The organism is Dactylosporangium fulvum (genome assembly GCF_025137375.1).
Taxonomy (GTDB): Bacteria; Actinomycetota; Actinomycetes; order Mycobacteriales; family Micromonosporaceae; genus Dactylosporangium; species Dactylosporangium fulvum.
Genome location: NZ_CP073720.1, coordinates 6,263,368 through 6,288,838 on the forward strand (window position 1 = coordinate 6,263,368; position 25,471 = coordinate 6,288,838).

Here is a 25,471-nt window from a genome sequence, read left to right on the forward strand (position 1 = left end):
GGCGCTACGACAGGCCGAGGTCGTTGTCGATGAACGCGAACAGGTCGTCGTCGCTGGCCGTGTCGAGCCGCTCGGCGACGGCCGCGGCGTGCGCCGGCTGCCGGTCGGTGAGCGTCGCCAACAGGTGCTGCAGCCGGGCCGTGACGCGGTCACGGGTGTCGTGGTCGGCGGCGCCGGCGAGGGCCGCCTCGAGTTCGTCGAGCACCGCGAGCGCGGCGCCGGCGTCGTCGGGGACGAGCTGGCCGAGCAGGTGCATGGCCATCGCGTCCGGCGTCGGGTAGTCGAACAGCAGGGTCGCCGGCAGCCGCAGCCCGGTCGCGGCGCCGAGCCGGTTGCGCAGCTCCAGCGCGGTGAGCGAGTCGAAGCCGAGCTCCAGGAAGCCGCGCTCGGCCTCGACCGCGTCCGGGCCGGGGTAGCCGAGCACCACGGCGGCCTCGGCGCGCACGAGGTCGAGGACGGTCCGCTGCCGCTCGGCGGTGCTGAGCCGGGCGAGCCGGGACTCCAGCGTCTCCTGCGGGCCGTCGGCGCCGGGCGGGGCGGCGGTGACGGCGTGCCGGGCCGGCCGGCCGACGAGCCCGCGCATGATCGCCGGAACCGCCTCGGTGCCGGCCGCCGCCCGGATCGAGTCGACGACGAGCCGCGCCGGCACCAGGACCGTCTCGTCGACGACGCAGGCGACGTCGAACAGGGCGAGCCCCTCGGCGTGTGACAGCGGTGCCAGCCCGCCCCGGGCCATGCGCCGCAGGTCGCCCTCGCCGAGCTTGGCGGTCATCCCGCTGCCCTGCTCCCACAGGCCCCACGCCAGCGACAGGGCCGGGCGACCGGCCGCCCGGCGCTGGTGGGCGAGCGCGTCGAGGAACGTGTTCGCGGCCGCGTAGTTCGCCTGTCCGGTACCGCCGAAGGTGCCGGCCATCGACGAGAACAGCACGAACGCGGACAGCGGCAGGTCGCGGGTCAGTTCGTCGAGGTTCAGCGCCGCGTCGACCTTGGGCCGCAGGACGGCGTCGACCTGTTCCCGGGTCAGCGTCGAGACCACGCCGTCGTCGACGACGCCGGCCGCGTGGACGACACCGGTGAGCGGGCGGTCGGCGGGGATGCCGGCCAGCAGTGCCGCGAGCGCGGCCCGGTCGGCGACGTCGCACTCGGCGACCGTGACGTCCGCGCCCGCGGCGACCAGGTCCCGCCGGAGTTCGGCGGCGCCGTCGGCGGCGAGACCCCGCCGGCTGGTGAGCACCAGGTGCCGCACGCCGTGCTCGGCGACGAGGTGACGTGCGATGAGCCCGCCGAGGTCGCCGGTGCCGCCGGTCACCAGTACCGTGCCCGAGGGATCCCAGGTCGCCGAGGGCTTCGCACCCGGGGTGACGGCGACCCGCGCGAGCCGTGGCACGTGCACCGCGCCCACCCGGACGGCGACGTTGCCCTCCCCGCACAGCAGCGCGGCCGGCAGCGCGGCGTAGGACACGTCGCGGTCGTCGAGGTCGACGAGGACGAACCGGTCCGGGTTCTCGGTCAGCGCCGAGCGGACCAGGCCCCATACCGGCGCCCACGCGAGGTCGTCGACGGTGTCGCCGCCGGTGCTGTACGTCACGAAGACCAGCCGGGAGCCCTCGAAGCGGTCGTCGGCGAGCCAGGACTGGACGAGGTCGAGCGCCCAGTACGTGGCGCTGCGCACGCGGGCGGACATGCCGTCGCCCTCGGGCCGCTCCGCGCACGACACGACGACCCGGTCCGGCACCGCCGCACCCGCCCGCACCGCCTCGCTGAGCGCGGCCAGGTCCGGGTAGGCCTCGACGGCCGCGCCGGTCGTGCCGAGGGCCTTGAGCAGCTTCACGCTGTGGTTGCCGAGCACGGCCCAGCGCTGGCGGGCCTGGGCGGGTGCCGGGGAGACCGGCGCCATCACCATGTCGACCCGGAACAGCGAGTCGTGGTACGGCGAGCGGGCCGCCTTGATCTGGTCGGCGGTGATGGGCCGCAGCACGAGCGACCCGATGGCCGCGAGCGGCCGGCCGGTGTGGTCGGCGAGGTCGACCGTGACGCTCTCCGGCCCGGTGGCCACGAGCCGGACCCGCAGCGCGGCGGCGCCGGTGGCGTCCAGCGTCACGCCCTCGAACGAGAACGGCAGCACCCCGCGCCCGGCGAGCCCGTCGGCGAACGCGAGCGTGTGCAGCGCGGCGTCGAGCAGGGCCGGGTGGAGCAGGTACCGGGCCGCGGACGGCTGCTCGCCGGGGCCGAGCGCCACCTCGGCGTAGACCGCGTCGCCGAGCCGCCAGACCCGCCGTAGCCCCTGGAACGCCGGCCCGTAGGCGAAACCGGCCGCGGCGAGCCGCTCGTACATGCCGTCGGTCGGCACCGGCTGCGCGCCCGCCGGCGGCCATGCGGTGAGGTCGGGCGCGTCCCAGGACCGGCCCGCGGCGAGCCGTCCAGTCGCGTGGGTGGTCCAGGTCTCGTCGGCCGCGCCGGCGCCGCGTGTGTGGATCTGGAACGTGCGGGTGCCGAACTCGTCGGCGGCGCCGACGGTCAGCTGGAGCTGGACCGCCCCGGCCTCGGGCAGCACCAACGGGGCCTGCAGGGTCAGCTCGTCGAGCCGTTCGCAGCCGACGGCCTCGCCGGCGCACAGCGCGAGCTCGACGAGCGCCGTGCCGGGCAGGAGCACCGTGTCCATCACCCGGTGGTCGGCGAGCCAGGGCTGGTCGGCGATCGACAGCCGGTTGGTGAACAGGTAGCCGTCGGTCCCGGCGAGCGGCACTCCGGCGCCGAGCAGCGGGTGGTCGACGGCGGCCAGGCCGAGACCGGCGGGGTCGGTGGTGCCGTGCGGGGCGTCGAGCCAGTACCGCTGCCGCTGGAAGGCATACGTCGGCAGCTCCACGACGGCCGCCTTGCCGAACACCTTGCCCCAGTCCGGCGACCAGCCGCTCACATGTGCCCTGGCCACGGCCGTCAGGAACGTGGTCACCTCGTCGCGGCCCTTACGCGCCACCGGGATCCCGTCGTCGACCAGGGCGGAGAGCACCCCGTCGGGTCCGACCTCCAGGAACCGGGACACACCGGAAGCCCGCAGCGTCGCCACACCGTCGGCGAACCGCACAGTCCCCCGCACCTGCCGCACCCAATAATCCGGATCCGTGAAATCCCCATCGCTGGTCGGCACCACCGCAATGACCGGCTCATACGCGGGAACGGACGCGACCACCGCCCGGAACTCCGCCAACATCCCGTCCATCCGGTGGGAATGGAACGCGTGCGAGACCCGCAACCGCTTGGACTTCACGTTCAACGACGCGGCAACCGCCGCAACAGCATCCTCATCACCGGACAGCACCACCGCATCCGGACCGTTCACCGCAGCAATCGACACACCATCAACCAGGACAGCCCGCACGGCCTCTTCAGAAGCCTGCACCGCGATCATCGCGCCACCCGACGGCAACGCCTGCATCAACCGGCCACGAGCCTCCACAATCCGGCACGCACCCTCAAGATCCCACACCCCAGCCACATGCGCCGCAGCCAACTCACCGATCGAATGCCCCAGCAGAAAATCAGGTGCGAGACCCCACGACTCCAGCAACCGGTAAGCGGCCACCTCAAACGCGAACAACGCCGGCTGGGTCCACCGCGTCTCGTCCAACACCGGACCTTCAACATCCCGCAAGCCCTCGATATGAGCGCAGACCGCGTCGAAGGCTGCGGCGAAGGCCGGGAACGCCTCATACAGACCCCGGCCCATCCCCGACCACTGCGCACCCTGACCCGTGAACAACATCGCGTTCCTGCCGTCACGGACCTGACCGCGCACCACCGTGTTACCGAGCAGCACCGCCCGGTGATCGAACTGCGTGCGGGTCGTGGCCAGGGAGAACCCGACGTCCGCCGGGTCACCCACGACCGTGCGCAGCCGTTCGACCTGCGCGTCCAGCGCCGCCGCGCTGCGGGCGGACACCGGCCACGGCACCTCCGGCAGCACCGCCCGCGCCGGCGGCTCCGCCGCAGCAGGCGCCGGGGCCTCTTCGAGGATCACGTGCGCGTTTGTGCCCGAGATGCCGAAGGAGGACACACCCGCCCGCCGCGGACGCCCCGCGGACCGCCAGCCACGGGCCGAGGTGAGCAGTTCCACGGCACCGGCCGACCAGTCGACGTGCGACGACGGGGCGGTGACGTGCAGTGTCCGCGGCAGCACACCCTCGCGCATCGCGAGCACCATCTTCATCACGCCCGCGGCACCGGAGGCCGCCTGCGTGTGGCCCAGGTTCGACTTCAGCGAGCCGAGCCACAGGGGGTGATCCGGCGACCGGTCCTGCCCGTAGGTGGCGAGGAGGGCCTGCGCCTCGATCGGGTCACCCAGCGCGGTGCCGGTGCCGTGCGCCTCGACCACGTCCACCTCGGAGGCCGCGACACCCGCCGCGGCCAGCGCCGCCCGGATCACCCGCTGCTGCGACGGACCGTTCGGGGCCGTCAGCCCGTTGGACGCACCGTCCTGATTGACCGCACTGCCCCTCACCACGGCCAGGACCGGGTGACCGTTGCGACGGGCGTCGGAGAGCCGTTCGACGAGCAGCAGCGCCACGCCCTCGGACCAGCCGGCGCCGTCGGCGGAGTCGGAGAACGCCTTGCACCGCCCGTCGGGCGCGAGGGCCCGCTGCCGGCTGAACTCGACGAACGTGTCGGTCGAGGAGATGACCGTGACACCCCCGGCGAGCGCGAGCGTGCAGTCGCCGCGCTGCAGCGACTGGATCGCGAGGTGCAGCGCCACGAGCGACGACGAGCAGGCGGTGTCGACGGTCAGCGCCGGTCCTTCGAGCCCGAACAGGTACGCGATCCGGCCCGACGCCACGCTGCCGGCGCTGCCGAGGGCGAGCTGGCCCTCGAAGCCCTCCGGGGCGTCGTGGAGGCGGCAGACGTAGTCGTGGTAGTTGGAGCCGACGAACACGCCGGTGCGGCTGCCCCGCGCCGTGGCCGGGTCGATCCCGGCCCGCTCGAACGCCTCCCAGGCCGTCTCCAGCAGCAGCCGCTGCTGGGGGTCCATGGCCATGGCCTCACGCGGGGAGATGCCGAAGAACGCGGAGTCGAAGTCGGCGGCGTCGTACAGGAAGCCGCCCTCGCGGGTGTAGAAGGTGCCGGACCGTTCCGGGTCGGGGTCGTAGAGCCGGTCGAGGTCCCAGCCGCGGTCCGTGGGGAACGGGCCGACCGCGTCGACCTCGTCGGCGAGCAGCCGCCACAGGTCCTCGGGGCTGCGGACGCCGCCGGGCAGGCGGCAGCTCATCGCGACGATCGCGACCGGGTCGTCGGCGTCGACCGGCGGCGGGCCCGGCTCGACCGGCGCCGGCGCGGGGTCCGCGCCGCCGAGTTCGGCGAGCAGGTGCCGGGTCAGTGTGGTCGCGGTCGGGTGGTCGAAGACCAGCGTCACGGGCAGCCGCAGGCCGGTCGCGGCGCCGAGCCGGTTGCGCAGTTCGACGGCGGTGAGCGAGTCGAAGCCGATCTCGCGGAACGCGCGGCCGGCGTCGACCGCGTCCGGGCCGGGGAAGCCGAGCACGGCGGCCGCGGTGTGCCGGACGAGCCGCAGCACCCGGGTCTCCCGCTCGGCGGGGGCGAGCGCGGCGAGTTCGCGGGCCAGCGGCACGGCCGGCTCGCTCTCCGCTTCCACAACGGCCTCGGGCAGGTCGCGCAGTGCCGGGCTGGGCCGGGACGCGGTGAACGACGGTGCGTAGCGGGCCCAGTCGACGGAGGCGACGGCGAGGTTCGTGTCCCCGTCGTCGAGGCCGCGGAACAGCAGGTCGAGGGCGCGGTCCGGGGCCATCGGCAGCATGCCCTGGCGGCGGGCCCGCTCCCCCACCTCGCCGTCGGCGAGGCCGCCGCCGGCCCACACGCCCCAGGCGACGGCGGTGGCCGGCAGGCCGGCGTCGCGCCGCTGCCGGGCGAGCGCGTCGAGGAAGCTGTTCGCGGCGGCGTAGCTGCCCTGGCCGGGGCCGCCGAGCACGCCGCCGAGCGACGAGAACAGCACGAACGCGGTCAGGTCGAGGTCGCGGGTGAGTTCGTGGAGGTGCAGTGCGGCGTCGGCCTTCGGCGCCGCGACCGCGGCGGCGCGGGCGGTGTCGAGCCCGTCGACGACGCCGTCGTCGAGGACCGCCGCCGCGTGGAACACCGCCCGCAGCGGGCGGTCGGCGGGGATGGCGGCCAGGACCGCGGCGAGCGCGTCCCGGTCGGTGACGTCGACCGCCGCGACGGTCACCGCGCAGCCCGCCTCGGCCAGTTCCCGGACCAGGTCGGCGGCGCCGGGAGCGGCGGGGCCGCGCCGGCTGGCGAGCAGGAGGTGCGGTGCGCCTTCGGCGGCGAGGCGGCGCGCGAGGTGTGCGGCGATGCCGCCGGTGCCGCCGGTGACGAGGACGGTGCCGTCGGGCCGCCAGCGCTCGCGGGCCCCGGGTGCGGTGCCGACCCGGGTGAACCGGCGGCCGTAGGCGCCCGAGCCCCGGACGGCGACCTGGTCCTCGCCGCCGGTGCCGCCGACGACGGCGGCGAGCTGTTCGGCGGTACTCGCCGTGACGTCCCCCGGCAGGTCGACCAGGCCGCCCCACCGGTCCGGGTGCTCCAGCGCGGCGATGCGGCCCAGCCCCCAGGTCATCGCCTGGAGCGGCGCCGTGAGCGGATCGCCGTCGCCGACCGACACCGCGCCGCGGGTGGCGCACCACAGCGGCGCCGTGCAGCCCACGTCGCCGAGTGCCTGGATCAGGACGATCGTCGCGGCGAGCCCGGCGGGCAGCGCCGAGCCGGGGCGGATCGGCTGCTCGTCGACCGCGAGCAGCGACAGCACGCGGTCGGGGGACTCGGGGCCGTCGAGCGCGGCACGCAGGTGCCCTGCCGTGGCCGCCCGGTCCGCGTCGGCCGGGACGGCGACCACGTCGAGCCGGACACCGGCCGCCGCGAGCCGGGCGACGACCTGCTCGGTCCAGCCGCCGGCCGGGCCTGCGGCGGGCACCACGGCGAGCCACCGTCCGGTGTGGACGGCCGGCCCGGTGACGAGCGGCTGCCAGCGGACCCGGTACCGCCACGAGTCGAGCTCGCCGCGCCGGCGCTCCGCCTGCCGCCAGGTGGACAGCGCGGGGAGCAGCCCTTCGACGGCGGCCGGCTCGACCGCGAGGGTCGCGGCCAGTTCCCGCAGGTCCTGCTGTTCGACGAGCCGCCAGAACTTCGCGTCGACGGGGTCGGCGGCCACGGCGGCGGGTGCGGGGTCGAGCCAGTACCGCTGCCGCTGGAACGGATAGGTCGGCAGGTCGACGATCCGGCCGGTGCCGACGACGCGCCCCCAGTCGACCGCCGTTCCGGTGCAGTGCGGCCCGGCCAGGGCGGCGAGCCAGCGGGTGCGCCCGCCGTCGTCGCGGCGCAGCGTGCCGCCGGCCACCGCGTCGGTGCCGTCGAGCGTCTCCAGGATGCCGGGTGTCACCACCGGATGGGCGCTGACCTCGACGAAGGTGCCGACGCCGGCCTCGGACAGCGCGGCCACCGCGGGCGCGAACTGCACGCTGTGGCGCAGGTTGCGGTACCAGTACTCGGCGCCGCCGAGCTCGATGTCGTCGGTCGTGGTGCCGACGGTGGAGCGGAACTCCACGGTGGCCGGGCGCGGCTCGACCGGGGCGAGCAGCTCCAGCAGCACGTCGTGGATCTCCTCGACGTGCACGCAGTGGGAGGCGTAGTCCACCTCGACGCGGCGGGCGCGGATCCCGTCGGCGGAGCAGGCCGCGGCCAGTTCGTCGAGGGCGTCGACGTCGCCGGAGACGACCACGGAGGCGACGCCGTTGACGGCGGCGACGCCGAGCCGCCCGGCCCACGGTTCGAGCCGCTCGGCGGCGCGCTCCTGCGACAGGGCCACGGACAGCATGCCGCCGCGCCCGGCGAGCACCGACAGCGCCTGGCTGCGCAGCGCCACCACCCGCGCGGCGTCGTCGAGGCTGAGCACGCCGGCGACGCACGCGGCGGCGATCTCGCCCTGGGAGTGGCCGACGACGACGTCGGGCTCGACGCCGTACGACCGCCACAGCTCGGCGAGCGACACCATCACCGCCCACAGCACGGGCTGCACCACGTCGACCCGGTCGAGTCCGGGCGCCCCGCCGGCGCCACGCAGGACCCCGGTCAGCGACCAGTCCACAAACGGCGCCAGGGCCGCCTCGCACGCCTCGATCCGCTCCCGGAACACCGGCTCGGCGTCGAGCAGCTCGACGCCCATGCCGGCCCACTGCGAGCCCTGGCCGGGGAAGACGAACGCGACCCGGCCGGCGGGCCGGGTGACGCCGGTGACGGTCGCGCCGGACGGCGTGCCGGCGGCGAAATCCAGCAACTCCCGGCGGACGGCGGCACGGTCGGCGCCGACGACGGCCGCGCGGTGGCTCAGGGCGGGCCGGGTCGTGTGCAGGGACCGGGCGACGTCCACGAGCGGCTGCTCGGGGTGGGCGTCCAGGTGCGCGGCGAGCCGGCCGGCCTGCGCGCGCAGCGCCGCGTCACCGTGCCCGGACAGCAGCAGCGGTACCACGGCCTCCTCCGCCGCCACGGGCACCGCCTCGGCGTCGCCGGCCTCGAGGATGACGTGGGCGTTGGTGCCGGAGACGCCGAACGACGAGACACCCGCACGGCGCGGGCGCCCCGGCTCGGGCCAGTCCCGCGCCGACGTGAGCAGTTCGACCGCGCCCGCCGACCAGTCGACGTGTGACGAGGGCCGGTCGACGTGCAGGGTCCGGGGCAGCAGGCCGTGGCGCATGGCGAGCACCGTCTTGATGATCCCGCCGATGCCGGCGGCGGCCTGGGTGTGGCCGATGTTCGACTTGAGCGAGCCGAGCCACAGCGGACGGTCGCGGTCCTGGCCGTAGGTGGCAAGGAGGGCCTGCGCCTCGATGGGGTCGCCGAGCGCGGTGCCGGTGCCGTGCGCCTCGACCGCGTCCACGTCGGACGCCTCGATGCCGGCGGCGGCCAGGGCGGCGCGGATGACCCGCTGCTGGGCGGGGCCGTTGGGTGCGGTGAGGCCGTTGGAGGCGCCGTCCTGGTTGACGGCGCTGCCCCGGACGACCGCGAGCACCCGGTGGCCGAGCCGCCGGGCGTCGGACAGCCGCTCCAGGACCAGCATGCCGGCCCCTTCGGCGAGGCCCATGCCGTCGGCGCGGTCGGAGAACGCCTTGCACCGGCCGTCGGCGGCGAGGCCGCGCTGGCGGCTGAACCCGACGAACGCCGCGGGCGAGGACATGACCGCGACGCCGCCGGCCAGCGACAGGTCGCACTCGCCGCGCCGCAGCGCCTGGGCCGCCAGGTGCAGGGCGACCATGCCGGACGAGCAGGCCGTGTCGACGGTGACGGCGGGTCCTTCGAGGCCGAACGTGTACGCGATGCGGCCGGAGGCGACGCTGCTCTCGGTACCGATGATGAGATGTCCTTCGACACCGTCGGGTACCTCCGGCAGGCGGGTGCCGTAGTCGCCGCCGGCCGCCCCGACGAAGACCCCGGACCGCGTGCCCCGCAGCGTCGTGTGGTTGATCCCGGCGGCCTCGAACGCCTCCCAGGCGACCTCCAGCAGGAGCCGCTGCTGCGGGTCCATCGCGACCGCCTCGCGCGGCGAGATGCCGAACAGCTGCGGGTCGAACCGGGTCGCGTCGCGCAGGAATCCGCCCTCGCGGACGTAACTCTTGCCCGGCCGGTCCGGGTCGGGGTCGAAGAGGTCGTCGACGTCCCAGCCGCGGTCGCCGGGCAGCGGCCCGATCGCGTCACGCTCCTCGACCAGCAGCGCCCACAGGTCCTCGGGTGACTCGACGCCGCCGGCGAAGCGGCAGCTCATGCCGACGATCGCGATCGGCTCGTCGGCGGACGGCGCGGGACCGGCGGCGTCGGCGGCCGTGCCGGGCGCGCCGCCGAGCTCCGTGTCGAGGTGCGCCGCGAGCGCCTTGACGCTCGGGTGGTCGAAGACGACCGTCGCCGGCAGGCGCAGTCCGGTGGCGGCGTTCAGCGCGTCGCGCAGTTCGAGCGCGGTGAGCGAGTCGACGCCGAGGTCCCGGAAGGGGCGGGTGTCGTCGACGGCGTTCGCGTCGGTGTGGCCGAGGGCGGTGGCTGCGCTCGTGCGCACCAGCTCACGCAGCACCCGGGACCGGTCGGCGCCGTCGAGCCCCGCCATCCGGCCGGCGTGCGCGGCGGTGTCCGGCGCCCGGTCCGGCAGGTCGGCGACCTCGGGCAGGTCGGCGATGAGCGGCCGTTCGCGCGCGGCGGTGAACAGCGGCACGAACCGTGCCCAGTCGACGTCGGCGACAACCATCGCCGTCTCGTCGCGGTCGAGGACCCGGTGGAACGCGTCGAGGGCGGCGCCGGGCGCCATCGGCGTGATGCCGTGCCAGTTGGCGGAGTCGCCGACGCCGTCGCGGGTCATGCCGCCGCTCTCCGGGCTCCACATGCCCCAAGCGATGGAGGTACCGGCGAGCCCGCGGGCCCGCCGCGCCGCCGCGATCGCGTCGAGGCAGGCGTTGGCGGCCGCGTAGGCGCCGTGGTCGCCGCTGCCCCACACCCCGGCGACGGAGGCGAACATGACGAACCGGTCGACGGTGTCGCAGTCGAACACCGCGTCGAGGTTGACCGCGCCGTCGACCTTCGCGGCGGCGGCCCGTTCGAGGTCGTCGGCGCCCGCGTCGCTGAGGCGGCCGAGGACGCCGGCACCGGCGGCGTGCACCACGGTCCGGACCGGCCCGTGCTCCGCCTCGACGACGGCGACCAGGGCGGCGAGCGCGTCCCGGTCGGCGACGTCGCACTCGGCGATCGTCACACCGGCGCCGAGCGCGACGAGGTCCTCGCGCAGGGCGTCGGCGCCGGGTGCCGCGGCGCCGCGGCGGCTGACGAGCACGACGTGGGTGGCGCCGTTGGCGGCCAGCCACCGGGCGGTCTGCGTGCCGAGCCCGGTCGTGCCGCCGGTGACGAGCGCGGTGCCGCTCGGCCGCCACGACGGCGACGCGGGCCCGGCGGCGGCCCGGACGATGCGCCGCACCCGGACGGCGCCGCCGCGGATCGACAGCTGGTCCTCGGTGCCGTACGCCCCGCCGAGCACGCCGCACAGCGCCGCGAGGTCGGTCGTGTCCGGCTCGGCCGGCAGGTCGACGAGGCCGCCCCAGCGGTCCGGGTGCTCCAGTGCCGCGACCCGGCCGAGGCCCCACACCGCCGCGCGCAGCGGGTCGCGGACGGGCCCGTCGGCGACGGCACCGCTGGTGACGCACCACAGCGGCGCGCCGATCCCGGCGTCGCCGAGCGCCTGGAGCACGGTGAGCGCCTCGAACGCGCCGGCGGGCGCCGCCAGGACCCCGGCCACGGTGCCGGCCGCCCGCAGCCGGTCGGCGAGCGCACCGCGCTCCCACACCGGCTCGACGACCACCGGCTCGGCGCCGCCGGCCGCGAGCGCGTCGGCAAGCGTGGACGCGCCGACGACGAGCCAGCGCCCGGCCGGCCGGGCCGGCGCGACGGGCACGGTCTTCCACGTCTCCCGGTAGCACCAGCCGTCGGCGTCGGACCGGCCGCGGCGCCTGACGGTGTCGAGCCAGTACCGTTCCCGCTGGAAGGCGTACGTCGGCAGCTCCACGACGGCCGCGTTGCCGAACACCTTGGTCCAGTCCGGCGACCACCCGCTCACATGCGCCTTCGCCATCGCGGTGAGGAAGGTGGTCACCTCGTCGCGGCCCTTGCGCGCCACCGGAATCCCGTCGTCGACCAGAGCCGACAGCACCCCGTCAGGTCCGACCTCCAGGAACCGGGACACACCGGAAGCCCGCAGCGTCGCCACCCCGTCGGCGAACCGCACGGTCCCCCGCACCTGCCGCACCCAGTAGTCCGGATCCGTGACGTTCCCGTCGGCGGCCGGCACCACCGGAATGACCGGCTCATACACGGGGACGGACGCCACCACCGCCCGGAACTCCGCCAACATGCCATCCATGCGGTGGGAATGGAACGCGTGCGAGACCCGCAACCGCTTGGACTTCACGTTCAACGACGCGGCCACCGCCGCAACAGCATCCTCATCACCGGACAGCACCACCGCATCCGGACCGTTCACCGCAGCAATCGACACACCATCAACCAGGACGGCCCGCACGGCCTCTTCGGAAGCCTGCACCGCGATCATCGCGCCACCCGACGGCAACGCCTGCATCAAACGGCCCCGCGCCTCCACAATCCGACACGCACCCTCAAGATCCCACACCCCAGCCACATGCGCCGCCGCCAACTCACCGATCGAATGCCCCAGCAGAAAGTCCGGCCTCAGGCCCCACGACTCGAGGAGCCGGTAAGCGGCCACCTCAAACGCGAACAACGCCGGCTGCGTCCACCGCGTCTCATCCAACACCGGGCCGTCGACGTCGCACAGGCCTTCCACAAGAGAGCAGACCGCGTCATACGCCGCCGCGAACACCGGGAACGCCTCATACAACCCCCGGCCCATCCCCGACCACTGCGCACCCTGACCCGTGAACAACATCGCATTCCTGCCGTCACGGACCCGACCCCGCACCACCGACGAACCGAGCAGCACCGCCCGGTGATCGAACTGCGTGCGGGTCGTGGCCAGAGAGAACCCGACATCCACCGGGTCACCCACAACCACGCGCAGCCGGTCCACCTGCGCATCCAACGCCGCCGCGCCCCGAGCCGACACCGGCCACGGCACCACCGGCAACACCGCCCGCGCCGGCGGCTCCACCACAGAAGGCTCCGGGGCCTCCTCGAGGATCACGTGCGCGTTCGTGCCGCTGGCGCCGAACGCCGAGACGCCCATCCGGCGCGGGCGCCCCGCTACAGGCCAGTCCCGGGCCGACGTGAGCAGCTCGACCGCGCCCGCCGACCAGTCGACCTTCGACGAGGGCGCGGCGACGTGGAGGGTCCGGGGCAGCACGCCGTGGCGCATGGCGAGGATCGACTTGATGACCCCGGCGACACCGGCCGCCGCCTGCGTGTGGCCGACGTTCGACTTCAGCGTGCCGAGCCACAGCGGACGGCCGGGGTCGCGGCCCTGCCCGTAGGTGGCCAGGAGCGCGTCGGCCTCGATGGGGTCGCCGAGGGTGGTGCCGGTGCCGTGCGCCTCGACCGCGTCGACGTCCGGCGGTTCGAGCCCGGCGTCGGCCAGTGCCGCGCGGATGACCCGCTGCTGGGCGGGGCCGTTGGGTGCGGTGAGGCCGTTGGAGGCGCCGTCCTGGTTGACGGCGCTGCCCCGGACGACCGCGAGCACCCGGTGGCCGTTGCGCTGCGCGTCGGACAGCCGCTCCAACAGCAGGACGCCGACGCCCTCGCCCCAGCCGGTGCCGTCGGCGTCGTCGGAGAACGCCTTGCACCGCCCGTCGGGCGCCAGGCCGCGCTGGCGGCTGAACTCGACGAACGACTGCGGGCTCGCCATCACGGTCGCCCCGCCGACGACCGCGAACGTGCACTCGCCGAGCCGCAGCGACCGTACGGCCAGGTGCAACGCGACGAGCGACGACGAGCACATCGTGTCGACCGTGACCGCCGGTCCCCGGGTGCCGAACGTGTACGCGAGCCGGCCGGACAGCACCGCCGCGGCGCCTCCGGTGAGCAGGTGCCCTTCGACGCCGTCGGGGGCCGACTCCGGCGCGGCGCCGTAGCCCTGGTGGCTGGCGCCGACAAAAACACCGGTCTCGGTGTCGCGGATCGTCTCCGGGTCGAGGCCGGCGTGCTCGAGCGCCTCCCACGCCGTCTCCAGCAGCAGCCGCTGCTGCGGGTCCATGGCGAGCGCCTCGCGGGGCGAGATGCCGAAGAAGCCGTTGTCGAACGCGTCGGCGTCGTGGAGGAAGCCGCCGTCGCGGGCGTAGGTGCGGCCGGGCCGGCCGGGGGTCGGGTCGTAGATCCGGTCGAGGTCCCAGCCGCGGTTGGTGGGTGCCGCGCCGACGGCGTCGCGTTCGTTCACGACGAGGTCCCACAGCTCGTCGGGGCCGGTCACGCCGCCCGGGAACCGGCAGCCGACGCCGACGACGGCGATCGGTTCGCGGCCGCGGTCCTCGATCTCGCGGATGCGCCGGTTGGCCTGGCGCAGGTCGGCCGTCACGCGCTTGAGGTACTCGCGGAGCTTGTCCTCGTTCGCCATCTCACTCGGCTCCTCGTCACGGCGCGGCGGGGCGCGGCTGTTCGGTCGGTCGGTCGCGGGGACGTGGCGTCAGGCGGTGGCGGCGGCCGGGACCGCGGGCGTGTCGCCGCGGGCCTCGCGCGCGATCGCGGCGACCCGCTCGATCGTCGGCTGCCGCACGATGTCGCCGAGGCGGTCCATGAACCGCTGCTCGTGCGCGGTGCCGACGATCTCGCGGCACACCCCGGCGACCATCGACAGCATGAGCAGCGAGTCGCCGCCGAAGTGGTGGAAGTCGGCGTCGTCGGGCAGCCGGTCGGCGTCGACGCCGAGGGTGGTGGCCCACACGCCGGCGACGGCCCGGGTGACGGCGTCGCGGCCGTCCTCGTGGCCGGCGGGCTCGTCGCCGGCGGCGAACGGGTCCGGCAGCGCCCGCACGTCAATCTTGCCGTTGACGGTGCGCGGCAGCTCACCGACGACGGTGACGGTGGCCGGCACCATGTAGCGGGGCAGTCGTTCGGCCACGAACGCCTGGAGCTCGGCCGGGTCGGCGCCCTCGCCGACGACGTAGGCGCAGAGCATCTTGTGGTCGTGACCGGGGCGGCCGCGCGGGACGACGGCGGCGCGGACCACTGCGGGGTGGTCCTCGAGGGTCTGCGCGATCTCGGCGGGCTCGATGCGGTTGCCGAGCACCTTCACCTGGTCGTCGGCGCGGGTGAGAAACTCGATGTGCCCGGCCGGCGAGACGCGCACGATGTCCCCGGTGCGGTAGACGCGGGTGCCGTCGGCGAGCCGGACGAACCGGGCGGCGGTGAGGTCGGGGCGGCCGCGGTAGCCGCGGGCCAGCTGGACCCCGCCGATGTGCAGCTCACCGGCCTCGCCCGGGGCGACGAAGCGGTGCTGGGCGTCGAGGACGTGGGCGGTGCAGTTGTCGGTGGGCACGCCGATCGGCACGCCGGCGGCGGTGTCGCGCGCCGGGTCGAACAGGTGCATCGTGACCTCGATCGTGGCCTCGGTCGGCCCGTACAGGTTGAACAGGCGGCACTGCGGGCCGAACAGCTCCAGGGCCCGCAGCGCGAGGCTGCGCCGCAGCACCTCACCGGCGGCGGCGACGACCCGCACCCCGGCGGGCCGGACGTCGAGTTCGCAGATGAGCTCCAGCAGCGAGGGTGTCATCGTCAGTACGGTCGGTGCGTCCTCGGTCAGCAGCCGGCGCAGTGTCGCGTGGTTGAGGTCGCCGCCGGGCAGCAGCAGCGTGCCTCCGGCGAGCAGGGGCAGGAAGATCGAGGTGCAGGAGACGTCGAACGCGAACGAGGTCAGCAGCGGCATCCGGGTCGTGGTGTCGACGCCGAGCTCGCGGGTCGCCCAGGCGACGTAGTTCTGCAGCGACCGGTGTTCGATCTCGACGCCCTTGGGCTTGCCGGTCGAGCCCGAGGTGTAGATGACGTAGGCGAGGTCGCCGGGCGTGACGGCGGGTTCCCGCCAGTCGGCCGGCGGCTCGCCGGGCAGTTCGTCGAGCACGACGGTGGCGCAGCCGTCCGGCACCACCCGGCGCAGGTCGTGCGGGCGTTGCACGAGGCAGACGGGCGCGCCGGCGTCGGTCAGGATGTCGGCGAGACGCGCGTCGGGGTGCTGCACGTCGAGCGGCAGGTAGGCGGCGCCGGCGCGCAGGACGCCCCAGATCGCGGTGACGGCCGCGGCGGTGCGGTCGGCGAGGACCCCGACCACGTCGCCGGGGCCGACGCCGTGGCCGTGCAGTGCGGCGGCGACGGCGCGGGAGCGGCGGTCCAGCTCCGCGTAGGTGACGGTGCCGTCGGGGCCGCTGACGGCGACCGCGTCCGGGGTGGCGACGGCCTGCTCGGTGAAGACGGCGACGACCGTGGCCTCGGCCGGCACGGGGTGGGCGGTGTTGTTGGCGGCCCAGGTGCGCAGCGTCTTCGGCGACAGCGCCTCCTCGATGTGGTCGAGGACCTCGGCGGCCCGCTCCGCGACGCCGGGCCCGTCGTGCCAGCTGAGCACGATCTCGGTGTGGCCCGCGCACTCGACGACGTCGATCTCGACCGGGCCGCCGGCGGGTGCGGTGGACAGGGAGAACAGCGCGGTCGCGGCGAAGCCGCCGGTGCTGAAGCCGGCCACGTCGACCCGGCCCAAGTGTGCGAGGGAGGCGTGCGAGGCGTACCGGTTGGACTTCGTCGCCTTGCTCTCGAGGGCGCCGTTCATGAGCCGCAGCAGCGGGATCGGCACCTTCAGCACGGCCGGGTCGAGCCGCGCCTGGGCGTCACGCTGCTCGGCGAGCAGGGTGAGGAGGCGCTGGTGGGTCTGCTCCCAGTCCTGCCCGACCGGCACGTCGAAGGGCAGGCTGTGGGACAGGCTCGCCGTCGAGCGGGTCTCCGGCGCGTACCGGCGCAGGTTCACCGGCACCGAGAAGCGGGCCTCCGGCGCGCCGGTGAGCGGGGCGATGACGGTCGCGAGCCGGGCGATGAGGCCGGCGTGGTAGCCGTCGACGGTACGGCGCAGCCACAGCGTCCGGCGGGCCTTGCCCCGCTCGCCGAGCAGCGCCGGGTACACCAGGCCGGGTGCCTCCGGCTTGCCGGTCAGCGGCGGCAGCAGGTCGGTCTCGGTGACGGTGTCGGGCGCGCCGACGAGCGGCTCGCCGCGCAGCGCCCGGAAGACGTCGGAGGCCCACAGCAGCACCCCGCCGGCGTCCATCACGGCGTGCGCGGCGCGGAACACGACCGCCGGGTCGGGGCCGCCGACGAGGAGCACCTCGCAGGTGGGGCCGGACCGGTCGTGGAGCGGCTCCTGGAGCTCCGCCAGGTCCTCGACACGGGGCCGGCCGGGGCCCTCGTGCGTGACGCGGCGGACCGCCGGCGGGCGTCCGGTGTCCACCCAGGACCGGCCCTTGCGGACCAGGCGGGTGCCGGGACAGGCGTCGGACGCGACGGCGACCGCCTCCGCGAGCCGGTCCGGGTCGAGGGTGCCGACGCCCTCGACCGCGATCTGCAGCACCGGCGCGGTGCCTTTGGGATGCGCGGCGATCCACCACTCGACGGGCGAGACGGGCCGGCGGAACACCGGCGCGGCGCGCCGCGCGGCTACGGAGTCCACAGTGGACGGCAAGGTCGGCCTCCCTCGTTTCGGCTGCTCGGAAGTATCGTCGGCCGGGGGCCGCCCGGAGCCGTGGCCGGGAAGATCTCTAGAAGAACCCTCAGACTGCGGCGCGGACGACGTCCTCGACGAGCTCCACGGTCCGGACCATGGACGCGCACGCGGCCTGTTCGTCGGGGTGGCGAGCGGTCCGCCCGGCGAGCACCGCCTCGGCGAACGCCGCCACCGACCCCAGGAACTGGTGGTCGGCGGGCAGCGTCAGCTCCTCGCTGTGGTCCTGCTCGTCGATACGCAGGACCGGCTGCCAGCCGGCCTGCGGCGTGAACGCGCGGTCGAGGGTGATCCGGCCGGTGCTGCCCCACAGGGAGTACCGCGAGCCGTAGGCGTGCTGGAAGCCGAAGTGGACGTCGGCGAACACCCCCTCGCCGGAGACGAGCATCGCCTGGCCGGCCACGTCGACGCCGCGGGCCGGGTCCGTCCGCAGGACGCTGCCGACCACCCGCAGGTCGTCGCCGAGCAGCAGCTGGGCGGCCCGGATCGGGTAGACGCCGGCGTCGAGCAGGCTGCCGCCGCCGAGCTCCGGCACGTAGCGGATGTCGCCGTCGGGCAGCGGCGGGAAGCAGAACGAGCCGCTGAACGAGCGCAGCTCGCCGATGCGGCCCTCCGCCAGCAGCCGCGCGACCGTGCGGTGCTGCGAGTGGTGCAGGAACGTGAAGTTCTCCCGCAGCAGCAGGTCCTGTGCGGTGGCGGCGCGGACCAGCTCGCGGGTGCCCTCGGCCGAGGTCGCCGACGGCTTCTCCAGCAGCAGGTGCTTGCCGGCCGCCAGCACCCGCAGGCCCCACGGCACGTGCAGGGCGGTGGGCAGCGGCACGTAGACCGCGTCGACGTCGTCGCGGGCGAGCAGTTCGTCGTAGCCGGCGGCCGCGCAGCCGAACTCGGCGGCGAACACCTCGGCCTTCCCGGGGTCGCGGCTCGCGACGGCCGTCAGGCTGGTGCCCGGGCAGGCCGTGATCGCCGGGATGGTGCGCCGCCGGGCGACCGACGAGCACCCGAGGACACCGAACCGTACCTGTGCTCCCATCCGCGCTCCTCAGGCCCCGGCCCGGCGGGCGGAGACGATGTGGACGCTGCCGCCGACGAACACGTCCTCCTGGAACACCTTCGTGCTGAAGCCCTGCCGGCTGAGCAGGTCGACGACCGCGGCGAGGTTGCCGTCGACGTCGTGCACCTCGGCGACGACGTGGCGGAAGCGCGCCCACTGGTCCGGGCGCACGCCCCGCAGGACCGGCAGTTCGGCCCGCTCGACGTCGACCTTCAGCAGCGCGACCTCCTCGACGTCCTGCTCGTCGAGGACGTCACCGAGCGTCGTGACCTGCACCGGGTAGCGCTCCACGCCGTCGCGGAACCCGCGCCAGAACTCCTCCCGGGCCGTGTCGTCGACGCCGAAGTTGTCCAGGACGGCCGCCATGTTGCGCTCGTCGTCGGCGTCGTCGGCGACGAGCGTCGCCATCATCGTGTGGTTCGGCAGGAACGTCAGCTCGGCCCGGCCGGGCTGCGCGCCGAGGGCCACGTCGAACGCGCGGACACCGGGCATGAGCCGGGCGGCGTTGTCGGCCAGGCACGCGTACGTGCGGCGGGCCGGCTCGAACGAGAGCACCCGCAGGCCGGGCACACGGTCGGTGAAGTACAGCGCGGTCAGGCCGATGTGGGCGCCGACGTCGATGACCACGTCACCGGCGCCGAGACCGGCGAGCCCGTCGTCGTAGGGCGAGCCCTCCCACATGCTCGGCCACACCATGGTGTCCTGCGGGTTGGTGCAGCTGATGATGCGCCCGTCGGCGAGGGCGACGGGGAAGAGGTCGGAGACTGCAACGGTCATCGGGGGCCTTCCTGGGACGAGGTGACGGTCGCCGGGACGAACGCTTCGACGCAGTCGGCGGCGGCAGCGGCCCCGCCGGCGGCCCGGATGGCGTCGCGCAGCTGCCGGGCACGGTCGCGGACCGCCACGTCGGCGAGCATCCGGTCGATCTCGGTGCGCAGGGTCGCGGCGGTGAGCCCGGCGGGGTCGAGCACCCGCCCGGCGCCGACCTCGGCGATGCGGTCGGCGTTGGCCTGTTCCTCGGCCATCTGCGGCACGGCGAGCATCGGCACCCCGTGGTACAGGGCCTCCATGGTGCTGCCCATGCCCGCGTGGGTGACGAACAGGTCCGCGTGCCGCAGGACGTGCAGCTGCGCGACGAACCGGCGCAGTTCGACGTTGGGCGGCGGCGTGCCGAGCGCGGCGAGGTCGACGCCGTCGCCGACGGCGATGACGACGTGCCCGCCGAGGCCGGCGCAGGCGTCCATGCAGGTGCGGAAGAACTGCGGCTGCTGGTTGTAGATCGTGCCGAGGGTGACCAGCAGCAGCGGCCCGCGCTCGTGCGGCCGCTGCCAGCTGCCGAGGAACTTCCGCTCGTAGAGGCAGGGGCCGACGAACCGGTAGGTGTCGTCGAACGAGTCGCCGCGGTATTGGAACTCCCGCGGGATGAACACCACCCGCCGGGCCGCGCCGTCGCCGGTGAGCAGCTGCTTGGGGGTGACGCCGGTGCCGGTCGACTTCAGGAACCCGCCGAGGCGCAGCAGGAACGCCCACAGCCGCGGCTGCAGCGGGTTGAGCTTCGTGTACCGCTCGCTCATCGACCAGTCGGCGTTGGACATCAGCATCGGCGAGACCTGGACCGACGGCACCCGCCACTGCGCGGCGAGCAGCCGGCCCCACCAGGCGGCGTTGTCGTAGACGACGACGTCGGGCCGGTCGGTGAACGCCTTGTCGAGCACCGGCATGAGGGCCGCGGTCTCGGCGAGGCTCGCCGACATCGCGTCGACGAGGCTGCGGCCGGTGAACCGGAACGACCGGAAGTCGCCGGCGAACTGCTCGGTGTAGGTGACGACCGCGGAGCTGACCTCGCCGACCCGCTCGGCGAAGTCGGCGGTGGTCGCGTAGGTGACGTGGTGGCCGCGGTCGCGCAGTTCGGCGGCGAGGCCGAGGGTGGGGTTGACGTGACCGGCGGACGGCGGTGCGAAGAAGGCGACGCGGGCCACGGCTCAGCCCCCGGCCCGGGTCTTGGTCCAGCGGAACGTCATCAGGCACAGCACGAGCCCGGCGATCACCCAGACGACGAGGGCGAACGCGACCCAGCCGAGCTGCCAGCTGCCGGCCGCCTCGTGCGCGGCGAAGCTGTCGGGCAGGAACACCGAGCGCAGGCCCTGGCACATCCACTTGAGCGGGAACACCGACGCGACCCACTGCAGCCAGGCGGGCAGGTCGGTGTAGACGAGGGCGGCGCCGGAGATGAACTGCAGGACGAACGCGAACGGCGCGACGACGGCCGGCGCCGAGCGGCTGTTGCGCGGCAGCGAGGACAGCGCGATGCCGCACAGCGCGCACGCGGTGACCCCGAGGACGCTCACCCACGCGAACGTGAGCCAGGCGTCGCCGTCGCGGGGCAGGCTCGTGTCGTAGAGCAGGACGGACACGGCGACCAGCACGACGGTCTCGACGATGCTGGTGACGAGGACCATGATGACCTTGCCGATGAAGTACGCCGAGCGTGGCATCGGCGTCGCGGCGATGCGCTTGAGCCCGCCCCGGTCCCGCTCGATCGCGATGGAGATCGCCAGGGTCTGGAAGCCGGTCACCATCAGGCCGGTGGCGATGACACCCGGCACGAGGTAGTCGCTGTAGGAGACGCCGGGCGCGAGCTCCCCGTCGAACATGGAGCTGAAGATCACCAGCGCGAACACGGGGAACAGCAGCGAGAACACGACGGTCTCGGTGCCGCGGAAGAACTGCAGCAGTTCCAGCTGCCCGCGGTACAGCCCGAGGGAGACGATCCGCTTGAGCCGGCCGGGGCGGGTGCGCGCCGGGCGGACCGGTGCGGCGGTCAGGGCGGTCATCGGGTTCCTTCCGTGGTGGCGCCCGCGGCACCGATCATCTGGAGGTAGACGTCCTCGAGGCTGGGCCGGTGCACGGTGAGGCCGGGCGCCTCGCCGCCGAAGCGGGCGTGCAGGTCGGCGGCGAACTTCGTCGGGGTCGTGGTGGAGACCGTCTCGGGCCCGTCCGGTCCGGTCCAGGACACGATCGTCGCCTCGGTGTCGCGGCCGCCGAGGGTCTGCGGGACGCCGACGTCGAGGATGCGGCCGCCGACGATGACCGCCACCCGGTCGGCGAGCTGCTCGGCCTCCTCCAGGTAGTGGGTGGTCAGCACGATCGTCGTGCCGGAGGCGGCGAGGTCTCGGATGAGACCCCAGAAGTCGCGGCGGGCCTCCGGGTCGAACCCGGTCGTCGGCTCGTCGAGGAACAGCACCTCGGGCCGGCCGATGATGCCGAGGGCGACGTCGAGGCGGCGTTGCTGGCCGCCGGAGAGCTTGGACGCCCGGGCGCCACGCTTCTCGGTGAGCCCGACCCGCGCCAGCAGCTCGCCGGGGTCCTGGGCGTCCGGGTAGTACCGGGCGAAGTGCCGGACGACCTCGCCGACGTTGAGGTCCTCGAACTCCCCCGTCGTCTGCAGCACGACGCCGATGCGGCCCCGCCAGTCCTCGCCGGCCCGGTACGGGTCGGTGCCGAGCACCTCGACGGTGCCGCCGTCGCGCGGGCGGAACCCTTCGAGGATCTCGACCAGCGTGGTCTTCCCGGCGCCGTTGGGGCCCAGGACGGCGAAGATCTCCCCGCGGCGCACCTCGAGGTCGATGTCGTGCAGCGCCACCGCGGAGCCGTACAGCTTGCGCAGCCCGCGCACCTCGATCGCCGGGTCGGCGTCCGCACCGAGCGGTCTCATGCCACGATCTCCTCAACGGTTGTGGTTTCGCAACGGCGGACCGCGTCGCAGACGCCGCCGAGTGTCGGCTGCCGGATGATCCGGCCCAGCTCGGCCATGAACGCCCGCTCCCGCTCGGCGCCGACGATCTCGGCGGACACCTCCGCGAGCATGGCGAGCAGCAGCACCGAGTTTCCGCCGAGCCGGTGGAAGTCGGCGGTACCGTCGAGCCGCCCGGCGTCGACGCCGAGCGTGCGCGCCCACACCTCGGCGACGGCGTCGCGGACCGGGTCGGCGGTCGCGGTCCCGCCCGCCCCGCCGTCCGCCGCGCCGCCGGAACCGCCGAACGGGTCCGGCAGCGCGGCGACGTCGATCTTGCCGTTGACCGTCTGCGTGAGCGCGTCGACCCGCAGCAGCGCGGCCGGCACGAGGTACCGCGGCAGCCGATCGGTCAGGAACGAGCGCAGCGCGTCGGCGGTCACCGCCGGGTCGGCCACGACGTAGGCGCACAGCGCCTTGCCGCCGGTCGGCGCGGTCCGGGCGACGACCGCCGCGCGGCGCACGCCGGGGTGTGTCTCGAGCGCCGCGGCCACCTCCGCCGGCTCGACCCGGTGCCCGTCGACCTTGACCTGGTCGTCGGCGCGGCCGAGGAAGGCGATCTCGCCCGTCGGCAGGATCCGTGCCAGGTCGCCGGTGCGGTACACGCGGGTACCGTCGGCGAGGAAGGTGAACCGTTCCCGGGTGAGGTCGCTCCGGCCGCGGTACCCGCGGGCCAGTTGCGCGCCACCGAGGTACAACTCCCCCGGCTCGCCCTGGGGGACCGGCCGCCGGTCGGCGTCGAGCAGTTGGACGGTGCAGTTGGCGGCCGGCCGGCCGATCGGAACCGTCGGGCCGGCGTCGTGCTCCGGCCGGTAGGCGTTCACGACACAGCCGACGGTCGCCTCGGTGGGGCCGTAGTGGTTGAACAGCCGGGTCTGCGGGCCGAACCGGTCGAGCGCGCGCCGGGCGACGGCCGGGCGCAGCGGTTCACCGCCGACCACGAGCAGCCGGAAGTCGCGTGGCCGCACGTCGAGGCGGCCGATGAGGTCCAGGTGCGACGGGGTGAGCTTCAGCGCGTTGGCGCCCGAGGACTCGAGCAGGTACCGCAGCGTCAGGTGGCTGGGCTCGTCGGGGATCAGCACGAGCGCGGCACCGGCGAGCGTCGACAGGAACAGCGCGGTGTTCGGCAGGTCGAAGGCGGGCGAGGTGAACAGCGCGAACTCGGTGCCGCTGTCGACGCCGAACTCGCGGCCCGCCCAGTCGGCGTAGTTGGCGAGGGCGCGATGCCCGATCTCGACGCCCTTGGGCCGGCCGGTCGAGCCGGAGGTGTAGATGACGTACGCCAGGTCGTCCGGGGACGGGTCGGCGGCCACCCGCGGCGTGCCGCCCTCCGGCAGGTCGTCGAGGACCACGGCGGTGCCGACCAGGGCGCGCCCGGCGTGGTCGCGCCGCAGCAGGTGGACCTTCGCCCCGGCGTCGGTGAGCAGGCCCGCCAGGCGCGCGTCGGGATGCTGGACGTCCAGCGGCAGGTATGCCGCACCGGCCTTGAGCACGCCCCACAGCCCGGCGATCGTCCACGGCGACCGGTCGGCGAGCAGGCCCACCACGTCACCGCGGCCGACGCCCAGCTCGGCCAGGCGGGCCGCGACCGCCTCCGATCGGGCGTCGAGCTCGGCGAAGGTGAGGCTCCCGCCCGGCCAGCGCAGCGCCACGGCGTCCGGTCGCCCGGCGACGGCGGCGCGGAACCGGTCGACCACCGTGCCGGCCGGCACCGGGCGCCGGGTCGTGCTCCCGAGCCGTGACCGCGAAGCGGCCGGGGTGAGCGCCTCCGCCACGGCGTCGAGGGCGGCGGTCATCCGCTCCCGCACGCCGGGGCCGTCCCGCCAGGTCAGCGTCAGCTCGGTGCGGCCGCCGCACTCGACCGAGTTCACCTCGGGGGCGCTGACGGCGGCCAGCAGCGGCAGCAGGTAGGTGGTGCGGGCCTCGAAGGTGTCCGTCGAGTGCTCCGCCAGGTCGGCGCGGCCGAGATGGGACAGGACCGTCGCCGACGCGTGCTTGTCCTTACGGCCGGCCTCCATGAACCGGATGAGGGTGCGCAGCGCGGGGACCGGCATCTTCAGCAGGTTCGGGTCGAGCCGCCAGGTCACCTCGCGGCCCTGCGCCATGGCGGTCAGGATCCGCTCGTGCAGCGCCTCCCACGGCTCGTCGGCGGCGACGTCGAACAGCTCCGTCTGCAGCAGGTTGCCGGTCGTGCGGGCCTCCGGGGCGTGCCGGCGCAGGTCGAAGGCGATCGCGAAGCGCCCCTGCTCGAGCCCGTAGGCGCGGGTCAGGGCGGTCGCGACCTTCGCCACGAGCGCCGGGTGGTGGCCGTCGACGGTGCGCCGGGCCCAGACCGTGCGGCGCCGGCCGCGGCCGGGCGGGCCGAGCGGCGACGGGAACCACACGTCGGGCTTGCTTTCGGCGTTGGTGATGCCGAGCCGGTCGAAGACGTCGGTGTCGGTGAGCGTGCCGGTCGCCCCGACGGGCTGCTCGCCGCGCAGGGCCCGGAAAACGTCGGCGATCCACATCGCCTTGCCCTGCCCGTCCATCACGGCGTGCGAGGCGCGGAACACCAGCGCGGCCGGGTCGCCGGGGCACCACAGCACCTCGCACCAGCCGCCGTCGCGGTCCGGCAGCGGGTCGTGCAGCTCGGCGAGGCCGGACACGGGCCCGGTGCGCGGGCCGTCGAGCAGCCGCACGCGTGGCGGCCGCCCGCTGTCGGCCCAGACCTGGCCCTCGCGCCGCAGCCGGGTGCCGGGGTTCGCGGCGCCCGCCACCTCGACGGCCGCGGCCAGCGCGTCCGGGTCGACGGTGCCGGTGCCCTCGACGACGGTCTGGATGACCGGCGGGATGCGCCGCGGGTGCGCGACGAACCACCAGTCGGTCGCCGACACGGGCCGGCGGTGGGCGTCGGTCACCGCCCGCTCCCGCCGGTGGCCACGCTGACGAGCGCGGCGGTGAGCATGGTGTCGGCATGGCGGCGGGCCAGCAGCGCGAACGCGGCGGTCAGCACGACCAGGTCCCGGCCGGCCCAGTCGCCGTCGGCCTCCACGAGCAGCGGGCCGCGGCCGCCGGCCGGTGCCGTCAGGTGCACGCGCACACCGTCGCCGGTCAGCGTGCCGAAGTACCGCTGCCGGTCGCGGGAGGTCTCCCAACGGCCCCCGGTCAGTCCCGGCACGGCCGCGTCGGGCGGCTCGAGCCGCAGCAGCGGGACCTGCTCGTCGCCGGCCCAGGCCGCCCGACGGCGCAGGCCCGAGCTGTGCACGGGCACGGTGCCCGCCTTCGTCACCGCCGTGCCGTGGCGCAGCCGCCGGTCGACGGTGAGGGTGCCCAGCGCGGCGCCGTCCTCCCCGACGAGGACGTACGAGCCGCGGCCGTCCCGCGTGATCGTCTGTCGGACCATCGTGCC

Annotated in this window: 9 protein-coding genes; all 9 read right to left on the reverse strand. The window is 75.0% G+C overall.

Features of this window, described 5'->3' with window-relative positions; translation table 11 throughout:
- Positions 1 to 4: 4 nt before the first annotated feature.
- Positions 5 to 14,101 carry a type I polyketide synthase gene (locus Dfulv_RS29095; RefSeq protein ID WP_259856814.1) on the reverse strand — a complete coding sequence of 4,699 codons (14,097 nt, stop codon included), beginning with the start codon at positions 14,099 to 14,101 and terminating at the stop codon, positions 5 to 7.
- 69 nt (positions 14,102 to 14,170) lie between these two features.
- Positions 14,171 to 17,200 carry a non-ribosomal peptide synthetase gene (locus Dfulv_RS29100; RefSeq protein WP_259856815.1) on the reverse strand — a complete coding sequence of 1,010 codons (3,030 nt, stop codon included), beginning with the start codon at positions 17,198 to 17,200 and terminating at the stop codon, positions 14,171 to 14,173.
- Between the two features lie 88 nt (positions 17,201 to 17,288).
- Positions 17,289 to 18,269 carry a Gfo/Idh/MocA family protein gene (locus tag Dfulv_RS29105; RefSeq protein ID WP_259856817.1) on the reverse strand — a complete coding sequence of 327 codons (981 nt, stop codon included), beginning with the start codon at positions 18,267 to 18,269 and terminating at the stop codon, positions 17,289 to 17,291.
- 9 nt (positions 18,270 to 18,278) lie between these two features.
- Positions 18,279 to 19,067, reverse strand: coding sequence for an FkbM family methyltransferase (locus Dfulv_RS29110; protein ID WP_259856819.1), 789 nt, complete (start codon positions 19,065 to 19,067; stop codon positions 18,279 to 18,281).
- Positions 19,064 to 20,269: a macrolide family glycosyltransferase gene (locus Dfulv_RS29115; RefSeq protein WP_259856820.1), complete on the reverse strand. Its 1,206-nt coding sequence runs from the start codon at positions 20,267 to 20,269 to the stop codon at positions 19,064 to 19,066. The genes Dfulv_RS29110 and Dfulv_RS29115 overlap by 4 nt, the downstream gene beginning before the upstream one ends.
- A gap of 3 nt (positions 20,270 to 20,272) precedes the next feature.
- On the reverse strand, positions 20,273 to 21,124 hold the full coding sequence (locus Dfulv_RS29120; protein ID WP_259856822.1) for an ABC transporter permease: 852 nt from the start codon (positions 21,122 to 21,124) through the stop codon (positions 20,273 to 20,275).
- A complete protein-coding gene (locus Dfulv_RS29125) occupies positions 21,121 to 22,005 on the reverse strand; it encodes an ABC transporter ATP-binding protein (protein WP_259856824.1) in 885 nt (294 codons plus the stop codon). Before Dfulv_RS29125 ends, Dfulv_RS29120 begins: the two co-directional genes overlap by 4 nt.
- A complete protein-coding gene (locus Dfulv_RS29130) occupies positions 22,002 to 24,980 on the reverse strand; it encodes a non-ribosomal peptide synthetase (RefSeq protein ID WP_259856826.1) in 2,979 nt (992 codons plus the stop codon). The genes Dfulv_RS29125 and Dfulv_RS29130 overlap by 4 nt, the downstream gene beginning before the upstream one ends.
- On the reverse strand, positions 24,977 to 25,465 hold the full coding sequence (locus tag Dfulv_RS29135) for a hypothetical protein (protein ID WP_259856828.1): 489 nt from the start codon (positions 25,463 to 25,465) through the stop codon (positions 24,977 to 24,979). The genes Dfulv_RS29130 and Dfulv_RS29135 overlap by 4 nt, the downstream gene beginning before the upstream one ends.
- Between the last annotated feature and the right edge of the window lie 6 nt (positions 25,466 to 25,471).